The organism is Xenorhabdus littoralis (assembly GCF_033949345.1).
Lineage (GTDB): Bacteria > Pseudomonadota > Gammaproteobacteria > Enterobacterales > Enterobacteriaceae > Xenorhabdus > Xenorhabdus littoralis.
Window position 1 is genome coordinate 37,628 of record NZ_VCDP01000050.1, and the last position, 20,261, is coordinate 57,888.

The following is a 20,261-nucleotide window of genomic DNA, read 5'->3' on the forward strand; positions in this document are numbered from 1 at the left end:
CCCATTAGAGGGGCGATATGTTAATTGAAGCGGAGCAAGCCGTCACCTGCAAAAATATCCATTATTCGAAAGAGATGCTCATTTGCCCTGTCAGCAGGGTGATAAAGTCATCTTGAATAAATGGCAAAATAGCATCGGCAATCGGCATTAACTGCTTGTTGATATAGTGTTCATAATCTGGTGCAGCAGTCTGATTTTCTAAGGGTTCAGGCCCGTTCTGGGTGATGATATAGTTGATCCAACCGCCATTTTGGTACTGTAGTGGACGATTATGCTGTTGATTATACTCATCCGCCAAACGTGCTGCCCGGACATGGGGGGGAACATTACGCTGATAATCAGATAATTTACGGCGCAGGCGCTTGCGATAAACAAGGCGACCATCAAATTCACCTGTCATCGTTCTGGCAATATACTCACGAATATAATTTTGATAAGGCCTTTGATAAAAAATCAGGGTGTAAAGTTCTTTTTGGAACATTTGTGCAAGTGGCGTCCAGTCGGTTCTTACTGTTTCCAGTCCCTTAAAAATTACCTTATCACCGCTTAAACCGGCATAACGTTTTTTGCTGCCTTGTTCCGCGCCCCGTACTGTTGGCATCAGAAAACGCCGGTAGTGCGTTTCAAATTCCAGCTCCAGCGTACTTTCAAGATTAAATTCGGTTTTGAGGTGGTTTCTCCACCATTGATTGACAAATTGCGTCAGTGAATGGCCAATCCGGCAGGCTTCTTCTTCAGAATGCGTATGTTTCAGCCAGACAAAGGTTGAATCCGTATCACCATAAATCACTTGATAGCCCTGTGATTCGATCAACTCACGGGTTTGGTGCATGATTTTGTGACCGCGCAGGGTAATTGAGGAAGTCAGCCGAGGATCAAAAAAATGGCATCCGGAAGCACCGAGTACACCATAAAACGCATTCATAATAATTTTCAGGGCTTGGGAAAGCGGCGCATTCTGTTGTTTTTTTGCCTTGTCACGCTCATGCCAGATTTGTGTGACGATATCAGGCAGGCAATGTTGTGTGCGGGAAAAAAACGCCTGCCGGAAACCGGGCACGGCATGTTCACTGTCGGGATGGGCAAGACCTTCGACCATTCCGACGGGATCAATCAGAAACGTGCGGATAATCGAAGGATAGAGGCTTTTATAATCCAGCACTAATACCGAATCATACAGACCGGGAAACGAATCCATCACAAAACCGCCCGGACTGCTATCATCGGAATAAGTTGGCAATACCGGAGCAACATAACCAATACGGTGCATTCTCGGCAAATAAAGATGCGTGAACGCCGCGACAGAGCCTCCGGTGCGATCCACAGCCAATCCGGTTACTGAGGCTCTTTCCAATAAGAACGCAATTAAATCGGTTTTTTCAAAGACACGATTGACCAGAATACAGTCCTGCAAATTATAGTGAGCGAGGGCCGGTTTATCCTCCTGAAAACGGCGGTTGATTTCATCCATCCGGTCATAAGGATTATCAACAGCCTTGCCTTCCCCTAATAGTTTTTGCGCGACGTATTCCAGACTGAATGAAGGGAAATTCCACGTTGCGGTTTTCAGTGCATCGATGCCATCAATAATCAGGCGACCTTCTGCTGATGCAAAAAAGTGCCCCGGTTTGAAACCGTGTTCGCGCCATTCGAGTAAGCCTTGATTGCGACCAAACTTTAGCGGCACGTTATAGCGCTCAGCATGTTGTTGTAAAACCCGTAAATCAAACTGAATCAAATTCCAGCCAATAATGGCATCGGGATCGTAATCAGCCAGCCATTCATTAAGTTTTTCCAGCATCATCGGGCGGCTGGCAACATACTCTAATCTGAAATCGAGATCCTGCTGATTACCATTCTCCGGCCCCAGCATAAACACAGTTTTATCCCCGCATCCGGCCAGACCAATCGAATATAACTCCCCATGCTGACTGGTTTCGATATCCAGCGATACCCATTTCATATCAGGTCGATAAACAGGGTTGGGTTTTATCTGATAACTGCCGTCCGATTTCCGATTGAACCAGACAGAAGCTGTAATAAAACGCTCCATCATAAATCGATCGGGGGGACGAATATCAGTTTCGTAGAGTGGGATATCTTGTTCTCTGAGGATTTTTTCCAGATGTTGTAATTGACGATATTGCGAACAATATAATGCTGCGACAGGTTGGCGTTCGAAATTTTTCAGTGGCAATACTTTGAATTCGCAGTGCTGCTTTTGTGCGAGTAAACGTTCCGCTTTAGGTAAATCGCATTGGCGAATAAAGGCCACGGCTTTTTGACGAGGAATAGTGATGCGGCGTGCGCCCGTATCCGTCACCAGCCAATACACTAACTCAATGCCAGATGATGTATCTTTCCAGTGGCGAGTGAGTATAAAACCTTGCTCAACGTGATTTATCTGCATAATCTTTCTGCTTAAGCGTTATCAGCCAGAATCCGTATTACCAAAGATGGTTTCAATTATAGCATTAATAGTGGTTATTTATACAGTATTTTTTGAGGTACCAATAAACGAGAGGCTCCTCAGTACCTTTTGTTATGATTTTTAATTGGCTAATATACTTAATGATTTTTTATGGAGAAAATAAATATTAATTTCACTTGGTAAATATTGATGAATAACCCTAATAAGCTGAGCCAAACAGATATCAAAGCCTTACTGTTATTTATAGTTTTTATATTGCTTTATTTGTTACCCGGTATTTATGGGCATAATCCGTGGAAACAAGATGAAAATTATAGTTTTGGTATTATTCAAACGATGTATGAAACCGGAAATTGGTTGGTAACCATCAATGCGGGACAACCTTTTATGGAAAAGCCTCCGTTATATTATTGGACGGCAACGACATTCATACATCTATTATCGCCCTGGCTACCAATGCATGATGCCGCCAGAACGGCTTCTTTATTATTTTCTATAATCAATTTTTCCTTTTTTATTCTTCTGGCTCGCCGTGTATTTGATATCAGAAATTTTACAGACAGTCGGATATGGATCGCCTTTGCCCTGTATGCAAGTGCTCCCGGATTAGTCCGTCATAGTCACGATATGTTTACCGATACTTCATTGATAGCAGGAACAGTTATCGGTTTATACGGCTTGCTGGGATTAATTAAAAACGAAAAAACAGGCTATTCCTGTTTATGGTTGATCACCGGTACAGCGACGACACTGTTATCAAAAGGGGTATTTATTCCCGGGCTATTATGGATGTGCCTTGTTCTGGCGCCTGTTTTTCTGAAATGTTGCAGAACCAAACAATACTGGCTGAATGCTTTATTGTCAGGAATAATTGCATTGGTTTTAATCTTACCGTGGCCAGTTATGTTATATCTTGAACATCCGGATTTATTTAAAGTCTGGTTCTGGGATAACAACATTGGTCGTTTTTTAGGTTTCTCTGTTGAAGATCTTGGTGCCAGAGGTAATTTGACGATGATCCCTGAAGCAGTGCTGTTTTTTGCCCTGCCGTCCGGCATATTGGCTTTTATCTTTATATTAAAACACCCAATTAAATCTCTATCAGACAAACATTATTTCCTTTGTACGGCATTTACTGTATTAGGTGTTATTTTATTACAGATATCAGCTTCTGGTCGTGCGTTATACTTATTACCTTTTATTGCACCAATGGCGATTTTAGCTACGGAAGTATTCATCAAATTCCCTGAGAGAATTTACAAATATTTAAGTGGTATATTCTCCATCATTTGGTTTGTTCTGATTGTATTTTTATGGAGTAGTTACTTCTTATCAATTTCCAGTGATTATAATTATTTGCTAGAACCATTGGGTAGATGGTTGCCAATGAGTTATCAGATGCACTTTTCGATGGTGGCATTTACTATTGCTGTTTTGATTACAGTTATATGGATCGCTAAACGTTGGATTCTCTCCCAATCTCCTGCTTTGCGCGCTGCCCAAAATTGGATTATGGGTATTGCCACAGTATGGGGATTAATATTTACATTATTTGTTGGCTGGATTGATTATGCCAAAAGTTATCAAGATGTATTTATTGACCTAAAGCAGACTATTTCCGGGATATATCAAGAGAATCACTGTATGGCATCATATAACATTGGAGAGTCCGAAGCGCCAATGCTTTATTATTATGCTCATATATTGCTCCGGAAGCAGAAAGCATTTGATACTCCTGAAAAATGTGAATGGTTGATGGTTTTATCCGAAGAGGTTGATCCCGCTCCGGAGGGAATGGAATTATTTTGGCATGGTCATAGACCAGATGAAGATCGTGAGAATTTAGTTGTTTATAAGAAAGTGGAGTTAAACGATATAAAATCGAATCAGTAGAGGTAAGTTATTTAACGGGCTGGATGGTGGACTTTGATGCCACCATCTCGCCTTTGTAAATTATTCACTTGACTACTTTATTTTTAAAATTAAATGGTATAATAATAGTCTCAAACCTATTGCATAGTAAGTGGGGGTGAGTTATGCCATTTTACCTTCCTTTTAGAAGAGAATTCCATAAAGGTGATTTAATATATGGATTGGTAAATAAAATAAGAAAATATATTTATAATAACAATTATTTTAAAGATTCAATAACTCATTATGAGCATAAAGATTATCCTCCGGCACTTATGAGTGATTATTTTATTCCCTTAGAGTGGAAAGATGCGAATGATTTTGCTTCATCAGGCATGGAATTAGAAGATCCGGAGGATATTAAAGACCTCAAGGAGGTTAAGATAAAATTTCAATACATGAAAAATGATATCTACAGAAAGCATGAAGAAAGTTTCTTTAGATATTTGAAGATAAATAATAAATATCGTAGCGTAATGGAAAGAACAGACTACAGCAGACAAATTATAGGGAGGAAATGCAAAGGAGCAGTATCTTGGGTAAGTATAAATAATGATGAATTAATAAAAAACACACATATTCATTTTATACTTGATGGTATAAATATAGAAGAACTTATTAGTAAATATGATTCTAATGGAGATGAGGATACTAATATAAATAAGGATAAAAATAAGGATGTTAATAAGGAAGATAATGAATTTGTGGCTGTAGAGTTAAATAATAACAGGTATAAAAATATAAAAGGTATAACGGGAATAGAATTAAGATGGATTTTCAGGAACAGGGCTAACCCTCAAGTTGCGAGTAAAGTACAATTTTGGAAAAATGGCCTGCCCACGCCCCCTCCTTGGGTGGGAAATCAATGCCTGATATGGGATAAGTATGCTCTACACCTAGAGGTAAAAGAAAAAGAAGATGAAGATAGGTATGATGGTCTATCCCGATTATTCCGTATCTTTTAACATTCTCCGAATGGTAGGGGTATTGCATAAATTAAAGATAATTGAATTAATAAGTTTTTAAATAAAGCGTCATTAAGTGACGCTTTATTTAGATTCTGTAAGCTAAATAGAGTTTTTATGAACGATTCAGTTTTTCTTTTAATTCCTGAATTTTTGCTTCTAAATTACTAAGACCTTTATCTGACGCTTTTTGATAGAGTTCAAGTGCTTTTTTATAATCTCTAGGCACTACATGACCAAGTTCATAAATCATTGCCAGATTTCTCTGGGCATAAGCATCGCCTTGATCTGCCGCTTTAATAAACCATATCATAGCTTCGAAACTATCTTTTTTTACACCATTTCCATACCAATAAAGTTGACCAATATTATTTTGTGCGGTGGAATCACCTTGAGCTGCGGCTTTCAAAAACCATTTCATCGCAACGGAACCATCTTTTGGTACACCCAACCCTTTCATATAAAAGAATCCTAAGATATTCTGGCCATCCGGACTCCCTTGTTTGGCTGCTTTTGTACCCCATACGATCGCTTTTTGATAATCTTGCTCTACACCTAACCCTTTGGCATAAAAAAGACTCAGCGTAAACTGCGCCCTTTTATCCCCTTGCTCAGCAGCTTTGGTATACCATTTGGCGGCTTCGGAGTAGTTTTGAGGAACCCTTAACCCCTCACTATAAATATCGCCAAGTTTATTTTGTGAGTATACATCCTCTTTTTCGGCGGCTTTAGTATACCATTTGATGGCTTCACTATAGATTTGCTCTACACCTAATCCATTAAAATACATGTATCCCATATTAGCTTGTGCAGAAGCTTCATTTCTTTTAGCGGCTTTGGTACACCATTTCAATGCTTTTTGATAGTCTCGTGCTACGCCTAATCCTTCTATATAAAAATAACATAAAGATGCTTGTGAATAGACATTTCCTTGAGTAGCGGCCGAGGTATGCCATTTAACGGCTTTTTGATAATTTTGTTGTACACCCAATCCACTCTTATAGAGAGAGGCAAGATAATATTGAGCGTCTGTATTTCCCTGATCTGCGGCTTGTTGATACCACTTGTAGGCTTCTTTGTAGTCTTGCTGTATACCTGTTCCTTTTTCGTACAACCTCCCTGTTTTATATTGTGCGGTTGCATTACCTTCTGTCGCTAATTTTAGGCAAACAGAAAATGATTGTTCATTTATTTTGCAGGGATCATTGAGTGTAAATGCAGAAATTAATGGGCTGAAACTGAGAAAAAAGCAAAGTAACAATAGGTGTCTCATATATCTATTCCTTATTTTTATAGGAGTTTTCCATTATTTATTAAGTTTTTTGGTCAGTTCTTTCACTTTCAATTCAACATCAGTTGCACCGTTATCAGCGGCTTTTTGATACCATTCGAGTGCTTTTTCATAATCCTGTGGTACAACTTTTCCTTGTTCATAAATCATGCCCAGATTTCGTTGGGCTAACTCTTCACCCAACTCTTCACCTAACTCTGCTGATTTAGTAAACCATTCTATCGCTTTTTTAGAGTCTTTTTTTACACCATCTCCATCGAGATAATGTGCGCCAATATTATTTGCCGCCGTAGGAGAACCCTGATCAGCCGCTTTCATAAACCATTCGATTGCTTTTGTACTATTTTTGCCTACGCCTAATCCCTCACTATAGATATAGCCAAGATTAGATTGTGCATCCACATCTCCCTGTTCGGCGGCTCTGGTATACCATGTGATGGCTTCTTTATAATTTTGTTTTACACCTTTTCCAACTTGATAGGAATGTCCCAGCATAGACTGCGCATCAGCATCCCCCTGTTCAGCAGCTTTGGTATACCATTTGGCAGATTCTGTATAGTTTTCTATCCCATCTGTACCATTATAATAGAAAGCACCGAGTTCAAGTTGTGCATCCACGTCTCCTTGGTTAGCGGCGAGGGTATACCATTTGATGGCTTCTTCATTGTCTTGAAGGACGCCTAAGCCATTCAAGGAGAAATAGCCCATATTATATTGAGCAATGTAATCCCCTTGTTCAGCCGCCTGACGAGCCCATTTGACCGCTTTGTTATAGTCTTGTGTTACTCCCAATCCCTCACTATAGAGATAACTAATTTTAGCTTGTGCATCGATATCGCCTTGTTTAGCCGCTTTGGTGTACCATTTGAGCGCTTCTTTATAATCTTGTGTGACACCTAACCCCTGGCGATATAGCTCACCAAGATTAGTTTGTGCGTCACTATTTCCCTGTTCAGCCGATGAGGTATACCATTCAGCTGCTTTTTCATAATGTTGTGTCACACCCAATCCATAGAAATAGAGGTCACCAAGATCATTTTGTGCAACAATATCCCCTTGATTGGCTAGTTGGGTATGCCTTTCTGCGTCTGCTTTATACAGTTCATCTAACTTGGCTTGAGCATCGGCATTATCTTGTTTTGCTGCTTTTTTATACCACTCAATTGCTGCTTGATAATTTTGCTCTACGCCTAATCCTTCTTTATAGAATTCACCAAGACTGGCTTGTCCATTGACATTATTTTGGTTGGCGGCATGGGTATACCATTTGAATGCCTCTTGATAGTTTTGTTCTATACCTAATCCTGTTTCATACAATTTCCCTGTTTTATATTGCGCTTCGGCATTTCCTTGATTGGCTAATTTTAGGCAAGTAGAAAAGGAGGTTTTATCTATCTGGCAGGGATCGTTTGGAGTACATGCAGTTGTCAAAAGACAGAAGCTAAGAAGAAAACAGAGTGGCGTTAATCGTTCCATGTTGTTATTCCCTATTTTTATAGGTGCAATCGGGGGAAAAGAATAACGCCAAACATTAGCAAAAATTATATGGGTTGAAAATGATAGATAGCTCACTCAGTGCTGTAATCAGCGAAAGTTTTATCTATTTATGATGCCTATCAAATGGGGCGTATTATTGATAGATATCATATGATTTTCTGTCTTAAATATTGGTGACACCCAAAATCACCGCCTCTTCTGCCTCACCACTTACCAACCTCTCAGTCTTCCCATCATAATGAATTTTTCCGTCCACAATCAGCAATGAACGCGGAGCGATTTTTGCCGCGTCATCAAGATTGTGGGATACCATCAGTAAAGTGATTTGACGTTCACTGCATATTTGCTTCAGTAACTCCAACATCTCATTACGCAAAGCAGGATCAAGTGCAGAAAATGGCTCATCCAACAATAAAATCGGTTGATGTCGGACTAAGCAACGCGCCAGTGCTGCCCGCTGACGTTGCCCGCCTGAAAGCTGAGCGGGCAGGCGAGGCAAATATTCTTCCAGCGATACCTGAGTAGCAATTTGTCTGAGTGCTTTTTTTTGTTCAGCACTTAAGCGCAATCCGGGATGTAATCCCAAGCCAATGTTCTGCTCTATGGTTAAATGGGAAAACAGGTTATTTTCCTGAAACAACATTGAAACTGGCCGTTTGTCAGGTGAGGTATCAGTATGATTTTCTCCATCCAGCCAGATTGTGCCATGCTCCGGAAACTGGAAACCCGCCATTAAACTTAATAATGTGCTTTTACCTGCTCCGCTCGGGCCGAGGATCGCAATGCGTTCTCCAGCCTTAACGGTTACATCAAAATTCATGGCAAGGTGTTCATAAGTATAAGTAACATTGTCGAGTTTAATCATGGCGTCGGCTCGGTAAGTGTTCAATCACAGTAAACAAAATAAAACAGAGTAGAAGAAGCAGGAATGCGGTTACTGCCCCATCCTGACTGCGATATGCCCCAATTTGCTGATAAAGATAGAAAGGCAAAGTACGGAAATCTTCATTACCAAATAATGCGACAACACCAAAATCTCCGATTGATAATACACAGGCGAAAGCCAGCGCTTGCGTCAATGGGATTTTCAGGGCCTTAAGCTCTATCCAGCGCAGTCGGTGAATGCCTTGAATATTGAGCGAACGGCACAGAGGATTATAGCGTTCCGCCAGATCACGCATTGGATTATCCAATACTTTCAGGGCATAAGGGATCGCTATCAGTGCGTTGGTCAGGATAATCAGTCCGTAAGGTGATTGGGGCAATCCAACCGTTGAGTTCAGCAGAAGGAAAAATCCCGTAGCAAGAACAATTCCCGGCATGGCAAGGATCAACAAACCGCTGGTTTCCATAGATTGTGCCCAGCGGGGTGAGTGACGTAAGCGCAATTCACGGCTGCTCCATAGCAGCATCATGGTCAGTACGACGCACAGTAATCCTGCCCCCAGCGCAATAATAAGCGAGGTGGTAAGGGCTTGCCATAAAGCGGGCTGGCGTAAGACAGAAAAGAGACTGAAGTTCAGTCCATTGATAACCACTGCCAGCAGGGGAGGAAGTAAAAGCAGTAATGCTATGCCAATCAGCAGACTGTCAGATAGTTTTCTCAGCCATGAATCTTGTGGATTACGCCATTGTTGTTGATGACCATAACCCGCAGAAAATGAACCCTTGAGTTTTTGACTCAGCAATACTAATCCGAGGCAACAAAAAAGTTGGATTAAAGCGAGCAGAGCCGCGTGAGCAAGATCGTAGTCGTAACTGAGTGCTTGGTAAATGGCAAGTTCAATCGTGGTTGCTGCGGGCCCGCCACCTAATGCGAGTACAGTGGCAAAACTGGCAAAGCACAGCATAAAAATCAGTGCTCCGGTCGGCAAAATCTGGCGGCGCAGATAAGGCCATTCCACAAAACGAAAATGTTGCCACTCACTCATGCCTAGTTGGGCTGCGAGCTGTCGTTGTTCAATTGCAATATTTTCCAGAGATTGCAGCAATAATCGAGTTGCCATTGGCATATTGAAGAAAATATGTGCCAGCAGAATGCCTTGTAGCCCGTAAGGTGTAAAACGATACTCAATGCCTATCCACTGGCAGATATTTGCCAGCCAGCCCGTTTGACCATAGACGGTGAGAATACCAAACAGGGCGACCAAAACAGGGAGGATCAATGTCATGGCGCATAAACGCAGAAATAGTGTTCTCCCCGGAAAATGACGGCGATATAGTGCCCTTGCAAGGAAAATCGCAGGTGTTACGGAAAATACAGCAGATAAAAATGCTTGCCAGAAAGTGAACCGGATGACATGCCAGAGATAACTGTCATTTAACAATTCCAGCAAATCGCTTTCGGGCGCACTGAACCACAGCGCCCCGAAGGCTGAAAAAGCAACGATAATTAATAGGCCGGAGGCGATAGCCCCCGGCAGTAACCAACCCGCAATTAACGGCTTACAGCGCTTTGCCATGTACGAATCCATTTTGTACGGTGTTTTGCCACATCGTCTGCATTGAATTGCAGCGATTTCTCAGGTACAGGAAGTTGCTTGAAAACGTCAGGTAATGGAATATCAATCGCGGGATACATCCATTGAGTCGTCGGGATTACTTGCTGAAATGCGGGTGAAACCATGAAATTCATGAATTTCCCGGCCAATTCTGGCTGCTTGCTTGAGGCTAGCTGAGCGGCTACTTCAATCTGCACATAGTGACCCTCTTTGAATATCGCTGCGGCATAGTTATCTTTTTTCTCTGACATGATGTGATAACCCGGTGATGTGGTATAACTCAGCACCATATCGCCTTCACCTTTTAAAAACAGACCATAAGCTTCGCTCCAGCCCTTAGTGACGGTTAAGGTCTTTTTGGCAACTTTCTGCCATTCCTGCGCCGCCTTGTCCCCATAAAGATCCTGCATCCAGAGCAGTAACCCCAAGCCCGGAGTACTGGTGCGTGGATCTTGATAAATAATCTTCCAATTCTGGTGACTATTGATTAATTCATCCATACTTTTTGGAGGATGGGGTAAGGTGTTCTTATTGTAAATAAAGGCAAAATAACCGTAATCGTAAGGAATAAATGTCGTGTTGTTCCATACAATGGGTAATTTCAGTTTTGAAGTATCGATATTGCTTGGAGTGAACAATCCTGTTTGTTGAGCCGCCTGAATCAGGTTGTTATCTAAACCCAGTACGATATCTGCTGATGTTTTCTTGCCTTCCATTCTCAATCGGTTAAGCAGGGATACTCCATCTTCCAGAGCCACGAGTTTAAGTTCACAGCCACACTCTGCTTCAAAGGCTTTTTTGATGGCAGGCCCTGATCCCCATTCAGAGGCAAAGGAATCATAAGTATAAACGGTTAGTGTGGGCTTTGCCTGAGCGACCTGAGCAAAAACACAGACAGAAATTGATAGCGTACTGAAGGCAATAAAGCGGGAAAATAATTTCTTAAACACTTTGCTCTCCTGTAATTATAAATGTGAGTTATAAGTACGAGTTATTGGCAAATTGGCAAAGGATATGGAAAGTGCTAAATAAGAATTACTTATTTTATATCAATGATTAGCGTCCCAAATTCCTACGCCGGTATTAGCCGGTTCAGGTTCGACGGGTTTGTTCTCAGCCGCGCTGTTTCATAACAGCCGCACCCCGTTGAGATGGTGGTATTGTAGAGACTTAGGCTACGCCTGCAAAGTCTAATCATAGAGGTTTACCGCTTGAGATGAGTGTGAAACAATTAGCTATCTTTTTAAATCTGTTTTATCGAGAGGTAGTCTGGTGATCGATGATGATGGCTACCGCCCGAATGTAGGAATTGTAATTTGTAATCGCCAAGGGCAGGTTCTATGGGCCCGCCGTTATGGGCAGCATTCCTGGCAGTTTCCTCAAGGGGGCATCAATCAAGGGGAATCACCAGAGCAAGCGATGTATCGCGAGTTGTTCGAAGAGGTTGGTTTAAGTCGCAAAGATGTACGGGTTCTCGCTTCGACCCGGAGTTGGTTGCGTTACAAATTACCCAAGCGTTTGGTGCGTTGGGATACAAAGCCTGTTTGTATTGGGCAAAAGCAACGTTGGTTTTTATTGCAGTTGCTGTGTAATGAAGCAGATATTAATGTACAGCGCAGTAGTACGCCGGAGTTTGATGGCTGGCGTTGGGTAAGTTATTGGTATCCTGTCCGGCAGGTAGTTTCTTTTAAACGGGATGTGTACCGCCGCGTAATGAAAGAATTCTCTTCAATTGTCATGCCAATGCAGGAACCGGCTTCACAATTGCATTCACCTTATTTATATCGTCGCAGAAGAAGTTAGGTAACTGTTATGCTCATGCGCTTAAGGGAAATTGTCGAAAAGGTTGCTATGGCAACCAATTTATCTGAAGCGCTTGAGCTACTGGTCAATGAAACTTGCCTTGCAATGCACACGGATGTCTGCTCCATCTATCTGGCAGATCATCAGCGGCAGTGTTATTACCTGATGGCAACCAAAGGGTTGATCAAACCAAAATGGCGGTCTATCAGTCTGGCCTTTGGTGAGGGTGTTGTTGGTGAAGTAGGGCGATTATCCGAATTAATCAACCTCGCAGATGTTCGTGATCATCCCAGTTTTAAATATATCCCCCAAGTGAAAGAAGAAAACCTGAGAGCTTTTTTGGGTGTGCCGATTATTTATCGCCGCCAGTTACAGGGTGTATTAGTTGTTCAGCAACATGATCGTCGGCTGTTCGATGAAAGTGAAGAATCCTTCATGGTTACACTGGCAATGCAGCTTGCAGTTATTCTTGCCCAAGTGCAGGCAAAAGGGTTGTTTGGTCAGTATCGCCAGACCCGCATTAAAGCTCTCGCTATTTCTAATGGCATTGTAATGGCTCAGGGGTGGCAAGATCGTTCACAACCCCTGCTGGATCAGGTGACTGAGGCATTAACGCTGGATTATCAGGCTGAACGTACCAGACTGACTAATGCCCTGGAAGAGGCGACAGCGGAATGCCGCCGTATCAGCAAACGTTTCACCACGGGCTCACAGAAAGAAAGTGCCGCCATTTTTGATCTCTACTCTCATTTATTGAATGACCCCCAGCTTAAGCAGGATCTGTTTTCTTCTGTCGATAATGGTTTTGTAGCGGAATGGGCAGTCAAAACCGTAATTGAAAAATATGCAGAACAATTCGCCAGTTTACAAGATCCCTACATGCGAGAGAGGGCCGCAGATTTGCGGGCGCTTGGGCAGCGGGTATTGTTCCATTTGGATGACTCTTTCACCGGTGCTGATCAATGGCCGGAGCGCTTTGTTCTGGTTTCTGATGAACTGAGTGCCAATTTATTGGCTGAAATGCCGCAAGATAAACTGGCCGGCGTGATTGTGCGGGATGGTGCAACTCACTCTCATTCTGCAATACTGGTGCGGGCGATGGGGATACCCGCCATCATGGGCGCAGATATCCAACCAGAATTATTGCATAACCGGACGCTAATTCTTGATGGCTATCGTGGCGAGATTTTTATTGAACCGGAGCCGCTGATCATTCAGGAATATCGGCAGATCATTGAGGAAGAACAAGCGCTCAGCAAGCTGGCCGAAGGTGAACAGCAGCAGCAGGCCCAGCTTAAGAGTGGGGAGCGGGTTCTGGTGCAACTCAATGCTGGTCTTAGTTTGAAGTATGAGCAGCAGATAGCGGATGGTATTGATGGTGTTGGTTTATATCGCACAGAGATCCCTTTTATGCTGCATAGCGGTTTCCCATCAGAAGATGATCAGAAAAATCGTTATCAAGAGATGTTGTCGCTTTTTCCCAATAAGTCTGTGGTGCTGAGAACACTGGATATTGGTGCTGACAAACAACTCCCTTATATGCCCATTAGCGAAGATAATCCTTCTCTTGGTTGGCGGGGAATTCGTATTACGCTGGATCAGCCGGAGATATTTCTGATTCAGTTGAGGGCGATGTTGAAAGCCAATGTGCATACGGGCAATCTAAAAATTCTCTTGCCGATGGTGACAAGCATTGAGGAAGTTGATGAAGCCCGAAAACTGATTGAGAGAGCGAAAGCTGAGGTTGAGCAAGTTATTGGCAGTATGATCACGATGCCCCAGATCGGTATCATGATTGAAGTGCCGTCGACCATTTTTCTGTTGCCACAATTAAAGAAACGGATTGATTTTGTCTCTATTGGCACGAATGACCTGACTCAGTATTTACTTGCGGTGGATCGCAATAATACACATGTCGCCCAGCTATATGACAATTTGCATCCTGCGGTAATTAGGGCACTGAAACAGGCCTTTGATGAATGCCGACGCCTTGATCTTCCGATCAGTGTATGCGGCGAAATGGCAGGTTTACCGTTGGGGGCATTAATATTATTGGGTCTGGGCTATCGCAGTTTAAGCATGAGCGGCCGGAGTGTTGCGCGTATCAAGTATTTACTGCGCCATTTGGATGTCAACGAACTTGAACGTCTTATCGAAATAATCCTGACAGCCGAAACCAGCCAGCAGGTAAAAACATTATCAGCCGAATTTATGGAGGCGCATAGTCTGGGCGGCCTGATTAGGGGCGGTATTTAACAAGAGCCTATAAGGATAGATACTTAATCCATTTAGTTGCCTATGCTATTATTTGCGATTATTTGTCTTAAATTATTCAAGCAATATAATTCACTCGTATAAGATAATTTATCCGCAATATCATTCATTCACACAACATTACTTTTAGTGGGGAACGATGAGCACTAGCTATCTGGAATTTCCTGAAATTGATCCTGTCATCTTTTCAATCGGGCCTGTATCGCTTCACTGGTACGGTTTCATGTATCTGGTTGGCTTTGTTTTTGCCATGTGGCTGGCAAATCGCCGTGCGGCAAAACCAAACAGCGGCTGGAACAAAACCGAAGTTGAAAATCTGCTATATGCAGGGTTTGTCGGGGTTTTTGTCGGTGGACGTCTCGGTTATGTCCTGTTCTATAATCTCCCGATGTTCCTTGATAACCCTCTTTATCTGTTCAAGGTCTGGGACGGAGGTATGTCTTTCCACGGTGGTCTGGTAGGAGTTATCGGTGCCATGTGGTGGTTTTCACGCCGGACTAAACGTCACTTCTTACAGGTTGCTGATTTCGTTGCTCCACTGGTTCCTTTTGGTTTGGGCATGGGGCGCATCGGTAACTTTATAAACGGCGAGCTATGGGGCCGGGTGACGCTTGATACGCCGTGGGCGATGCTGTTTCCCGGTTCCCGCAGCGAAGATATTGCACTGGCTACAGCCAACTCCTCCTTATGGCCGATTCTGGAAAAATACGGAGTTCTGCCGCGTCATCCATCACAACTTTATGAGATGGTGCTTGAAGGTATAGTGCTGTTTATCATCCTCAATTTATTTGTCCGTAAACCACGCCCGATGGGGAGCGTTTCAGGATTATTCCTGATCGGTTACGGCGCATTCCGCATAATAGTCGAATTTTTCCGCCAGCCTGATGCCCAGCTTGGGTTATTTGAAGGGATCAGCATGGGGCAAATCCTTTCGATTCCAATGATTTTGGCGGGAATTTTAATGATGGTTTGGGCATATAAATGCCCTGGCAACAAGAATCGCAACAACAAGGTACAAGAGGCAAAATGAAACAGTATCTGGATTTAATGGAAAAAGTGCTGAAAGAAGGCACGGCAAAAAATGACCGTACAGGTACGGGAACACTCTCGATATTTGGTCATCAGATGCGTTTCAATTTGCAAGAAGGTTTTCCATTGGTAACCACCAAGCGTTGCCATCTTCGTTCCATCATTCATGAACTGCTTTGGTTCTTGAATGGTGATACCAATGTCAAATATCTGCATGATAATGGCGTAAGCATCTGGAATGAATGGGCTGACGAAAAGGGTGATTTGGGACCTGTTTATGGTAAACAATGGCGCGCCTGGGGCTCGTCGGATGGTCGCCAAATCGATCAGTTGTCTCAGGTTCTTGAGCAATTGAAGAGTGATCCGGATTCACGTCGGATTATTGTTTCTGCATGGAATGTCGGAGAATTGGATAAAATGGCATTGGCGCCATGCCATGCTTTTTTCCAGTTCTACGTAGCAGACGGCAAACTTTCCTGCCAGCTTTACCAGCGTTCCTGTGATGTGTTTTTAGGATTGCCATTCAACATTGCAAGCTATGCTTTGCTGGTGCATATGATAGCTCAACAGTGTGATCTGGAGGTGGGTGATTTTGTCTGGACTGGCGGTGATACCCACCTTTACAGCAATCATTTGGAACAGACTCATCTTCAATTGAGCCGCGAACCACGTTCTCTGCCTAAATTAGTTATTAAGCGTAAGCCAGACTCACTGTTTGACTATCGATTCGAAGACTTTGAAATTGTGGATTACGATCCATATCCGGGCATTAAAGCCCCAGTCGCGATTTAAGAACCTAATTTGGTTCCGAACATATACCCAATGGATTTCAAGCCGTAATCTGAAAGACAAAGGGAATAAGCATAATAAATTGTTAAAGAGCGGGCTTGCCTGCTCTTTTTACATTTATCTCCGGTAGTCCTCAATCTTAAAAATTAACCACCTGTTATTTTTGCGTGTCGCTCCGCAGATAAAATGAAAAATTCACACCATCATTATTTTTTCCTGAAAGCGCTTCGCAATTCATAATGAATTGCCTTTGCATTTTTTTATGAATCAAAGATATTTTCTACAAGACAAAAATTGAGACTGAAATCTATTAGGGATATATGCAATAGCAAATTGATATGGCAATAAACAGATCAGTAAATAATGCAATAAATAGCCATGAGCAATCTGGATTTACATTATTGGAATTACTTATAGCGATGATCATCATCTCTATAAGTTTGTCTTGGGGGCTATATCATTGGGGGCAATATCAGAATCGCTTACGTCTGCAATCAGCAGTGAACAATGTGCTGTCTTTTATGGAAAGGCAGCAGGCTTTGGCGAATTATCTGAATCAGGAACGTACATTATGGTTAGTTATGGGGCAGTCCTGGTGTCTGGTGTCTTCTGTAACCAAACTATCTAATTGCGATGATAATGATGGGGAACGAGTCATTTCTCCTCATAATGATGTATTTTTGGCCTCGTCTACCACTGAGCGCATTGATTTTTATGGAGTCAGGAACACGGCTATGCCTGCTAGTTTTATATTGGCAAATTCGGCGGGCGAAATTAGCGTTGTCATTTCCGGACGTGGGAGGATTAGGACATGTAGTAATACTATTAGCCAACTGCCTGATTGTGAGGGAATAAAAAATCCATGATATTAGCTGTTTCCTGTTTTAAGCAAAAACAGGCAGGATTTTCTTTGCTTGAAGTTGTAGTGGCTATGTTGATTAGCAGTGTGATTTTTATCGCCATGGCGAAAACCTATCCGCTTTTATCAGGTCAGACTCTCGATTTGTATCGAAAATATCGGCTGCATTATTTGGTAAATAGAAATATTTATTTGATGGAAAAAGATATTAGGCGGGCGGGTTATTGTCAAGACAGAAAACAATGCACAGGTGATCCTCTGGTCATTGGAAATAAAAATACCGAATTTTCTGGCTCCTGTTTTATTGTGGCTTTTGACCTCAATTTAAATAATAGATGGGAGAAACCTGAACATATTGAATCTGAATTTTTTGGTTATCGTTTAAATAACCGAGCGATTGAATGGAAAAGAGGGGCAGCGGATTGTCAGGGGATGGGTTGGGAAAAGTTATTTGATCCAAAAGAAATCGTGATTGATGATTTTCATCTTGAAAAATCGACAGCAAAAGGAGGATTGATTTTTATCACTTTGTCCATGAGCGCTCATTGGTTGAAGTCTCCATCCATTGTACATCGTCATCAGGCCACAATTTGGCTGCGCAATATCAGGGAATGAAAGGCATATGGAGGAAGAACAAGTCACTGATAAGCAGCAGGGCAATATTCTGCTGGTATCGATCATGATGTTGCTGGCATTGAGTTTAATGATGCTGAAAGCACTCCATTATCAACAGGAAAACGCGATGCTTATGATGATGGATGAGCAGCGTTATTTGAATGCCTTTTTGCGGGCAGAATCCTCACTGGCATGGGGAAAGAAGCAATCGTGGCAGATTCAACAGCAAGAAACAGACGGTTGGTTTTGCTTGCAGTCAAAGGAATCTGATCTGAAAAGTTGTCTCAGACACTATTCAGATAATCTTTTTCTGCTTAAGGGTGTTGCTCAATTTAAATCAGGAGAAAATCTTGAACTTTATCAATGGATGAAACAGATGAAACGCTTAAATCAAGATACACTTATTCCTATTGAACTGATTCCCATTGAAAGCGGTTGGTTGGATTTTTGCCCAGTTCCTCAGGTTGATTTTTGTTTATGAAAAAATGCCATCAACCCTCCAGACAAGAGGGTATGAGTTTGCCGGAAGTGATGGTGGCATCCGTCGTATTCGCGATCTCTTTACTGGGATTGATGCGCTACCATCAGGCCTTGTCAGCTAATTTCCAGCAATATTGGGAGCAACTTAAGGCGGTGAGATATGCCTATGACCAGTTGGAACAATATGAGCGTTTGGAAGGACAGATTGGATTGGACCAAACAAAAGGAGAAGAGAGATCCCGACAAAGATGGAAAATGGAATTCCAACGAGAATTTCGCTCGTTGGGATGCTATCAGGTAACAGTTAAGTTGACAGTACATTACAATAAACCCAGTAAATTAGAGCGCTGGTTTTGTGCAAGTGGGAAGCATATAACCAATATCCATTATAGTCCACCTCTATAAATTAATTAAAGTAAAATCAATTAATTGGTTTTACTTTGTTCTTTTGACGTCCATTGCCATCTTCCTAAATATATACAATTTATTGTATAGTCTTTTGTATAGAGTTTCCTTTTGTGATTTTCCTATACAACATTATTGGTGATTTATGAAGCTGACAGATTTGGCAATCAAACGAGCCAAACCAAAGGAAAAAGCCTATACATTGGCGGATGGCAACGGGCTATCTTTATTGATTGATATCAATGGTTCCAAAGGCTGGCGATATCGTTATCAATTTGCGGGTAAAACAAAAATGATCTCATTAGGTACTTACCCGGTAATCACACTCACTGAAGCCAGAACCAAACGTGACGAAGCCAGAAAGTTAGTTGCTAATGGAATCAATCCCAGTGAAGTCAGAAAAGCTGAAAAAATATCTGCCGCAAACCTGATAGAAAATACCTTCAAAAATATAACATGTGAGTGGTACGAAAAACGAAAGGACAGATGGGCAGCTTCCTACGCAATAGAAATGATGGAAACATTTGAAAAAGATGTTTTTCCCTACATAGGCAACAGACCGATTGTTGAAATTAAGCCAATGGAATTGATGGCTGTTTTATCAAAATTGAATGCTCGGGGAGCGGCAGTAAAACGCCAAAAAGTTCGCCAACGCTGTGGAGAAGTGTGGCGATATGCAATAGCTACAGGGAGAGCTGAATATAACCCCGCGCCTGATTTAGTATCTGCTTTTGCTGCACACAAAAAAGCACATTACCCATTTTTAAATGTTGATGAGATACATGAATTCTATAAAGCTTTAAATGCGTATACAGGTAGTTTTATTGTAAAGATGGGAATGCGTTTACAAATGATAATAGGTGTTCGCCCCGGTGAATTACGCAAAGCTGAATGGTCAGAAATTGATTTTGATAAAGCTCAATGGGAGATACCTGCCGAAAAAATGAAAATGCGCCGCCCTCATATTATCCCATTATCTAGACAGGCGATTAATATTTTAGAACAGATAAAACCCATTACAGGACAAGGAAAATACGTTTTTCAGGGCAGAATTAATCAAGCGCAATCAATGAGTGCAATGACATTAAATACATTAATCAGGCGCATCGGCTACGCAGGGCGCGTAACAGGCCACGGCTTCCGCCATACCATGAGTACTATCCTGCATGAACAAGGCTATAACACCGCTTGGATTGAAACCCAGCTTGCCCATGTGGATAAGAACAGCATCCGGGGAACCTACAATCACGCCCAATATTTGGAAGGCCGCAGGGATATGATGCAATGGTATGCGGATTATATGGAGATACTGGAACGGGGTGAAAATGTCTTGATCGGAAAATTTGGCAAAAGGGCGTAAAGATGCGTTGATTTTTCACACACCTGTGCCCGGGGCACAAGAGCCTGTTTT

17 protein-coding genes and 1 riboswitch are annotated in these 20,261 nt (G+C 42.2%); of the genes, 11 read left to right on the forward strand and 6 right to left on the reverse strand.

Annotated elements, in window-relative coordinates; genetic code table 11:
* Positions 1 to 61: 61 nt before the first annotated feature.
* Positions 62 to 2,410 (reverse strand): DNA polymerase II, encoded by a 2,349-nt coding sequence (locus FE394_RS13035; RefSeq protein WP_319926809.1) that lies wholly within the window; start codon positions 2,408 to 2,410, stop codon positions 62 to 64.
* Between the two features lie 648 nt (positions 2,411 to 3,058).
* Between FE394_RS13035 and FE394_RS13040 the strand changes: the two genes are divergently transcribed.
* Both FE394_RS13040 and FE394_RS13045 read left to right on the forward strand, forming a co-directional pair.
* A complete protein-coding gene (locus tag FE394_RS13040; protein ID WP_319926810.1) occupies positions 3,059 to 4,324 on the forward strand; it encodes a hypothetical protein in 1,266 nt (421 codons plus the stop codon).
* Positions 4,325 to 4,467: 143 nt separating this feature from the next.
* On the forward strand, positions 4,468 to 5,307 hold the full coding sequence (locus FE394_RS13045) for a hypothetical protein (RefSeq protein ID WP_319926811.1): 840 nt from the start codon (positions 4,468 to 4,470) through the stop codon (positions 5,305 to 5,307).
* A 115-nt stretch (positions 5,308 to 5,422) separates the two neighbouring features.
* Here the strand turns inward: FE394_RS13045 and FE394_RS13050 are convergent, their stop codons facing one another.
* The 5 genes from FE394_RS13050 to thiB form a co-directional block, all read right to left on the reverse strand.
* A complete protein-coding gene (locus tag FE394_RS13050; RefSeq protein WP_319926812.1) occupies positions 5,423 to 6,580 on the reverse strand; it encodes an SEL1-like repeat protein in 1,158 nt (385 codons plus the stop codon).
* Between the two features lie 33 nt (positions 6,581 to 6,613).
* Positions 6,614 to 8,074, reverse strand: a complete 1,461-nt coding sequence (locus tag FE394_RS13055) for an SEL1-like repeat protein (protein WP_319926813.1) — start codon at positions 8,072 to 8,074, stop codon at positions 6,614 to 6,616.
* Positions 8,075 to 8,258: 184 nt separating this feature from the next.
* On the reverse strand, positions 8,259 to 8,960 hold the full coding sequence (thiQ, locus tag FE394_RS13060; RefSeq protein WP_319926814.1) for a thiamine ABC transporter ATP-binding protein ThiQ: 702 nt from the start codon (positions 8,958 to 8,960) through the stop codon (positions 8,259 to 8,261).
* Positions 8,953 to 10,557 carry a thiamine/thiamine pyrophosphate ABC transporter permease ThiP gene (gene thiP / locus FE394_RS13065; protein ID WP_319926815.1) on the reverse strand — a complete coding sequence of 535 codons (1,605 nt, stop codon included), beginning with the start codon at positions 10,555 to 10,557 and terminating at the stop codon, positions 8,953 to 8,955. The genes thiQ and thiP overlap by 8 nt, the downstream gene beginning before the upstream one ends.
* A complete protein-coding gene (thiB, locus tag FE394_RS13070; RefSeq protein ID WP_419836341.1) occupies positions 10,533 to 11,546 on the reverse strand; it encodes a thiamine ABC transporter substrate binding subunit in 1,014 nt (337 codons plus the stop codon). Before thiB ends, thiP begins: the two co-directional genes overlap by 25 nt.
* Positions 11,547 to 11,647: 101 nt before the next feature.
* A riboswitch (TPP riboswitch) is annotated at positions 11,648 to 11,752 on the reverse strand.
* A 116-nt stretch (positions 11,753 to 11,868) separates the two neighbouring features.
* Here thiB and rppH point away from each other — a divergent pair.
* The 9 genes from rppH (at position 11,869) to FE394_RS13115 (ending at position 20,210) form a co-directional block, all read left to right on the forward strand.
* Positions 11,869 to 12,399 carry an RNA pyrophosphohydrolase gene (gene rppH / locus FE394_RS13075; RefSeq protein WP_319926816.1) on the forward strand — a complete coding sequence of 177 codons (531 nt, stop codon included), beginning with the start codon at positions 11,869 to 11,871 and terminating at the stop codon, positions 12,397 to 12,399.
* Positions 12,400 to 12,408: 9 nt separating this feature from the next.
* Entirely contained in the window at positions 12,409 to 14,655 is a 2,247-nt protein-coding gene (ptsP, locus tag FE394_RS13080; protein ID WP_319926817.1) for a phosphoenolpyruvate--protein phosphotransferase, read from the forward strand.
* 157 nt (positions 14,656 to 14,812) lie between these two features.
* Positions 14,813 to 15,703 (forward strand): prolipoprotein diacylglyceryl transferase, encoded by an 891-nt coding sequence (lgt, locus tag FE394_RS13085; RefSeq protein ID WP_319926818.1) that lies wholly within the window; start codon positions 14,813 to 14,815, stop codon positions 15,701 to 15,703.
* Entirely contained in the window at positions 15,700 to 16,494 is a 795-nt protein-coding gene (thyA, locus tag FE394_RS13090; RefSeq protein WP_319926819.1) for a thymidylate synthase, read from the forward strand. The genes lgt and thyA overlap by 4 nt, the downstream gene beginning before the upstream one ends.
* 335 nt (positions 16,495 to 16,829) lie before the next feature.
* Positions 16,830 to 17,357, forward strand: a complete 528-nt coding sequence (locus FE394_RS13095) for a prepilin peptidase-dependent protein (RefSeq protein ID WP_319926820.1) — start codon at positions 16,830 to 16,832, stop codon at positions 17,355 to 17,357.
* Positions 17,354 to 17,965, forward strand: coding sequence for a prepilin peptidase-dependent protein (locus FE394_RS13100; RefSeq protein ID WP_319926821.1), 612 nt, complete (start codon positions 17,354 to 17,356; stop codon positions 17,963 to 17,965). The genes FE394_RS13095 and FE394_RS13100 overlap by 4 nt, the downstream gene beginning before the upstream one ends.
* A 7-nt stretch (positions 17,966 to 17,972) precedes the next feature.
* Complete coding sequence (locus FE394_RS13105; RefSeq protein ID WP_319926822.1) at positions 17,973 to 18,446, forward strand: YgdB family protein; 474 nt, start codon at positions 17,973 to 17,975, stop codon at positions 18,444 to 18,446.
* Positions 18,443 to 18,850 carry a prepilin-type N-terminal cleavage/methylation domain-containing protein gene (locus FE394_RS13110; RefSeq protein ID WP_319926823.1) on the forward strand — a complete coding sequence of 136 codons (408 nt, stop codon included), beginning with the start codon at positions 18,443 to 18,445 and terminating at the stop codon, positions 18,848 to 18,850. Before FE394_RS13105 ends, FE394_RS13110 begins: the two co-directional genes overlap by 4 nt.
* Positions 18,851 to 18,995: 145 nt before the next feature.
* A complete protein-coding gene (locus FE394_RS13115; protein WP_319926824.1) occupies positions 18,996 to 20,210 on the forward strand; it encodes a tyrosine-type recombinase/integrase in 1,215 nt (404 codons plus the stop codon).
* Positions 20,211 to 20,261 lie beyond the last annotated feature (51 nt).

Coding starts and splice junctions, on each gene's coding strand:
- lgt (WP_319926818.1), top strand. CDS start 14,813: ATGAGCACTAGCTATCTGGAATTTCCTGAAATTGATCCTGTCATCTTT.
- FE394_RS13040 (WP_319926810.1), top strand. CDS start 3,059: ATGTTTACCGATACTTCATTGATAGCAGGAACAGTTATCGGTTTATAC.
- thyA (WP_319926819.1), top strand. CDS start 15,700: ATGAAACAGTATCTGGATTTAATGGAAAAAGTGCTGAAAGAAGGCACG.
- ptsP (WP_319926817.1), top strand. CDS start 12,409: ATGCTCATGCGCTTAAGGGAAATTGTCGAAAAGGTTGCTATGGCAACC.
- FE394_RS13045 (WP_319926811.1), top strand. CDS start 4,468: ATGCCATTTTACCTTCCTTTTAGAAGAGAATTCCATAAAGGTGATTTA.
- thiP (WP_319926815.1), bottom strand. CDS start 10,557: ATGGCAAAGCGCTGTAAGCCGTTAATTGCGGGTTGGTTACTGCCGGGG.
- FE394_RS13110 (WP_319926823.1), top strand. CDS start 18,443: ATGAAAAAATGCCATCAACCCTCCAGACAAGAGGGTATGAGTTTGCCG.
- FE394_RS13055 (WP_319926813.1), bottom strand. CDS start 8,074: ATGGAACGATTAACGCCACTCTGTTTTCTTCTTAGCTTCTGTCTTTTG.
- FE394_RS13105 (WP_319926822.1), top strand. CDS start 17,973: ATGGAGGAAGAACAAGTCACTGATAAGCAGCAGGGCAATATTCTGCTG.
- FE394_RS13100 (WP_319926821.1), top strand. CDS start 17,354: ATGATATTAGCTGTTTCCTGTTTTAAGCAAAAACAGGCAGGATTTTCT.
- FE394_RS13035 (WP_319926809.1), bottom strand. CDS start 2,410: ATGCAGATAAATCACGTTGAGCAAGGTTTTATACTCACTCGCCACTGG.
- thiQ (WP_319926814.1), bottom strand. CDS start 8,960: ATGATTAAACTCGACAATGTTACTTATACTTATGAACACCTTGCCATG.
- FE394_RS13095 (WP_319926820.1), top strand. CDS start 16,830: ATGGCAATAAACAGATCAGTAAATAATGCAATAAATAGCCATGAGCAA.
- FE394_RS13050 (WP_319926812.1), bottom strand. CDS start 6,580: ATGAGACACCTATTGTTACTTTGCTTTTTTCTCAGTTTCAGCCCATTA.
- FE394_RS13115 (WP_319926824.1), top strand. CDS start 18,996: ATGAAGCTGACAGATTTGGCAATCAAACGAGCCAAACCAAAGGAAAAA.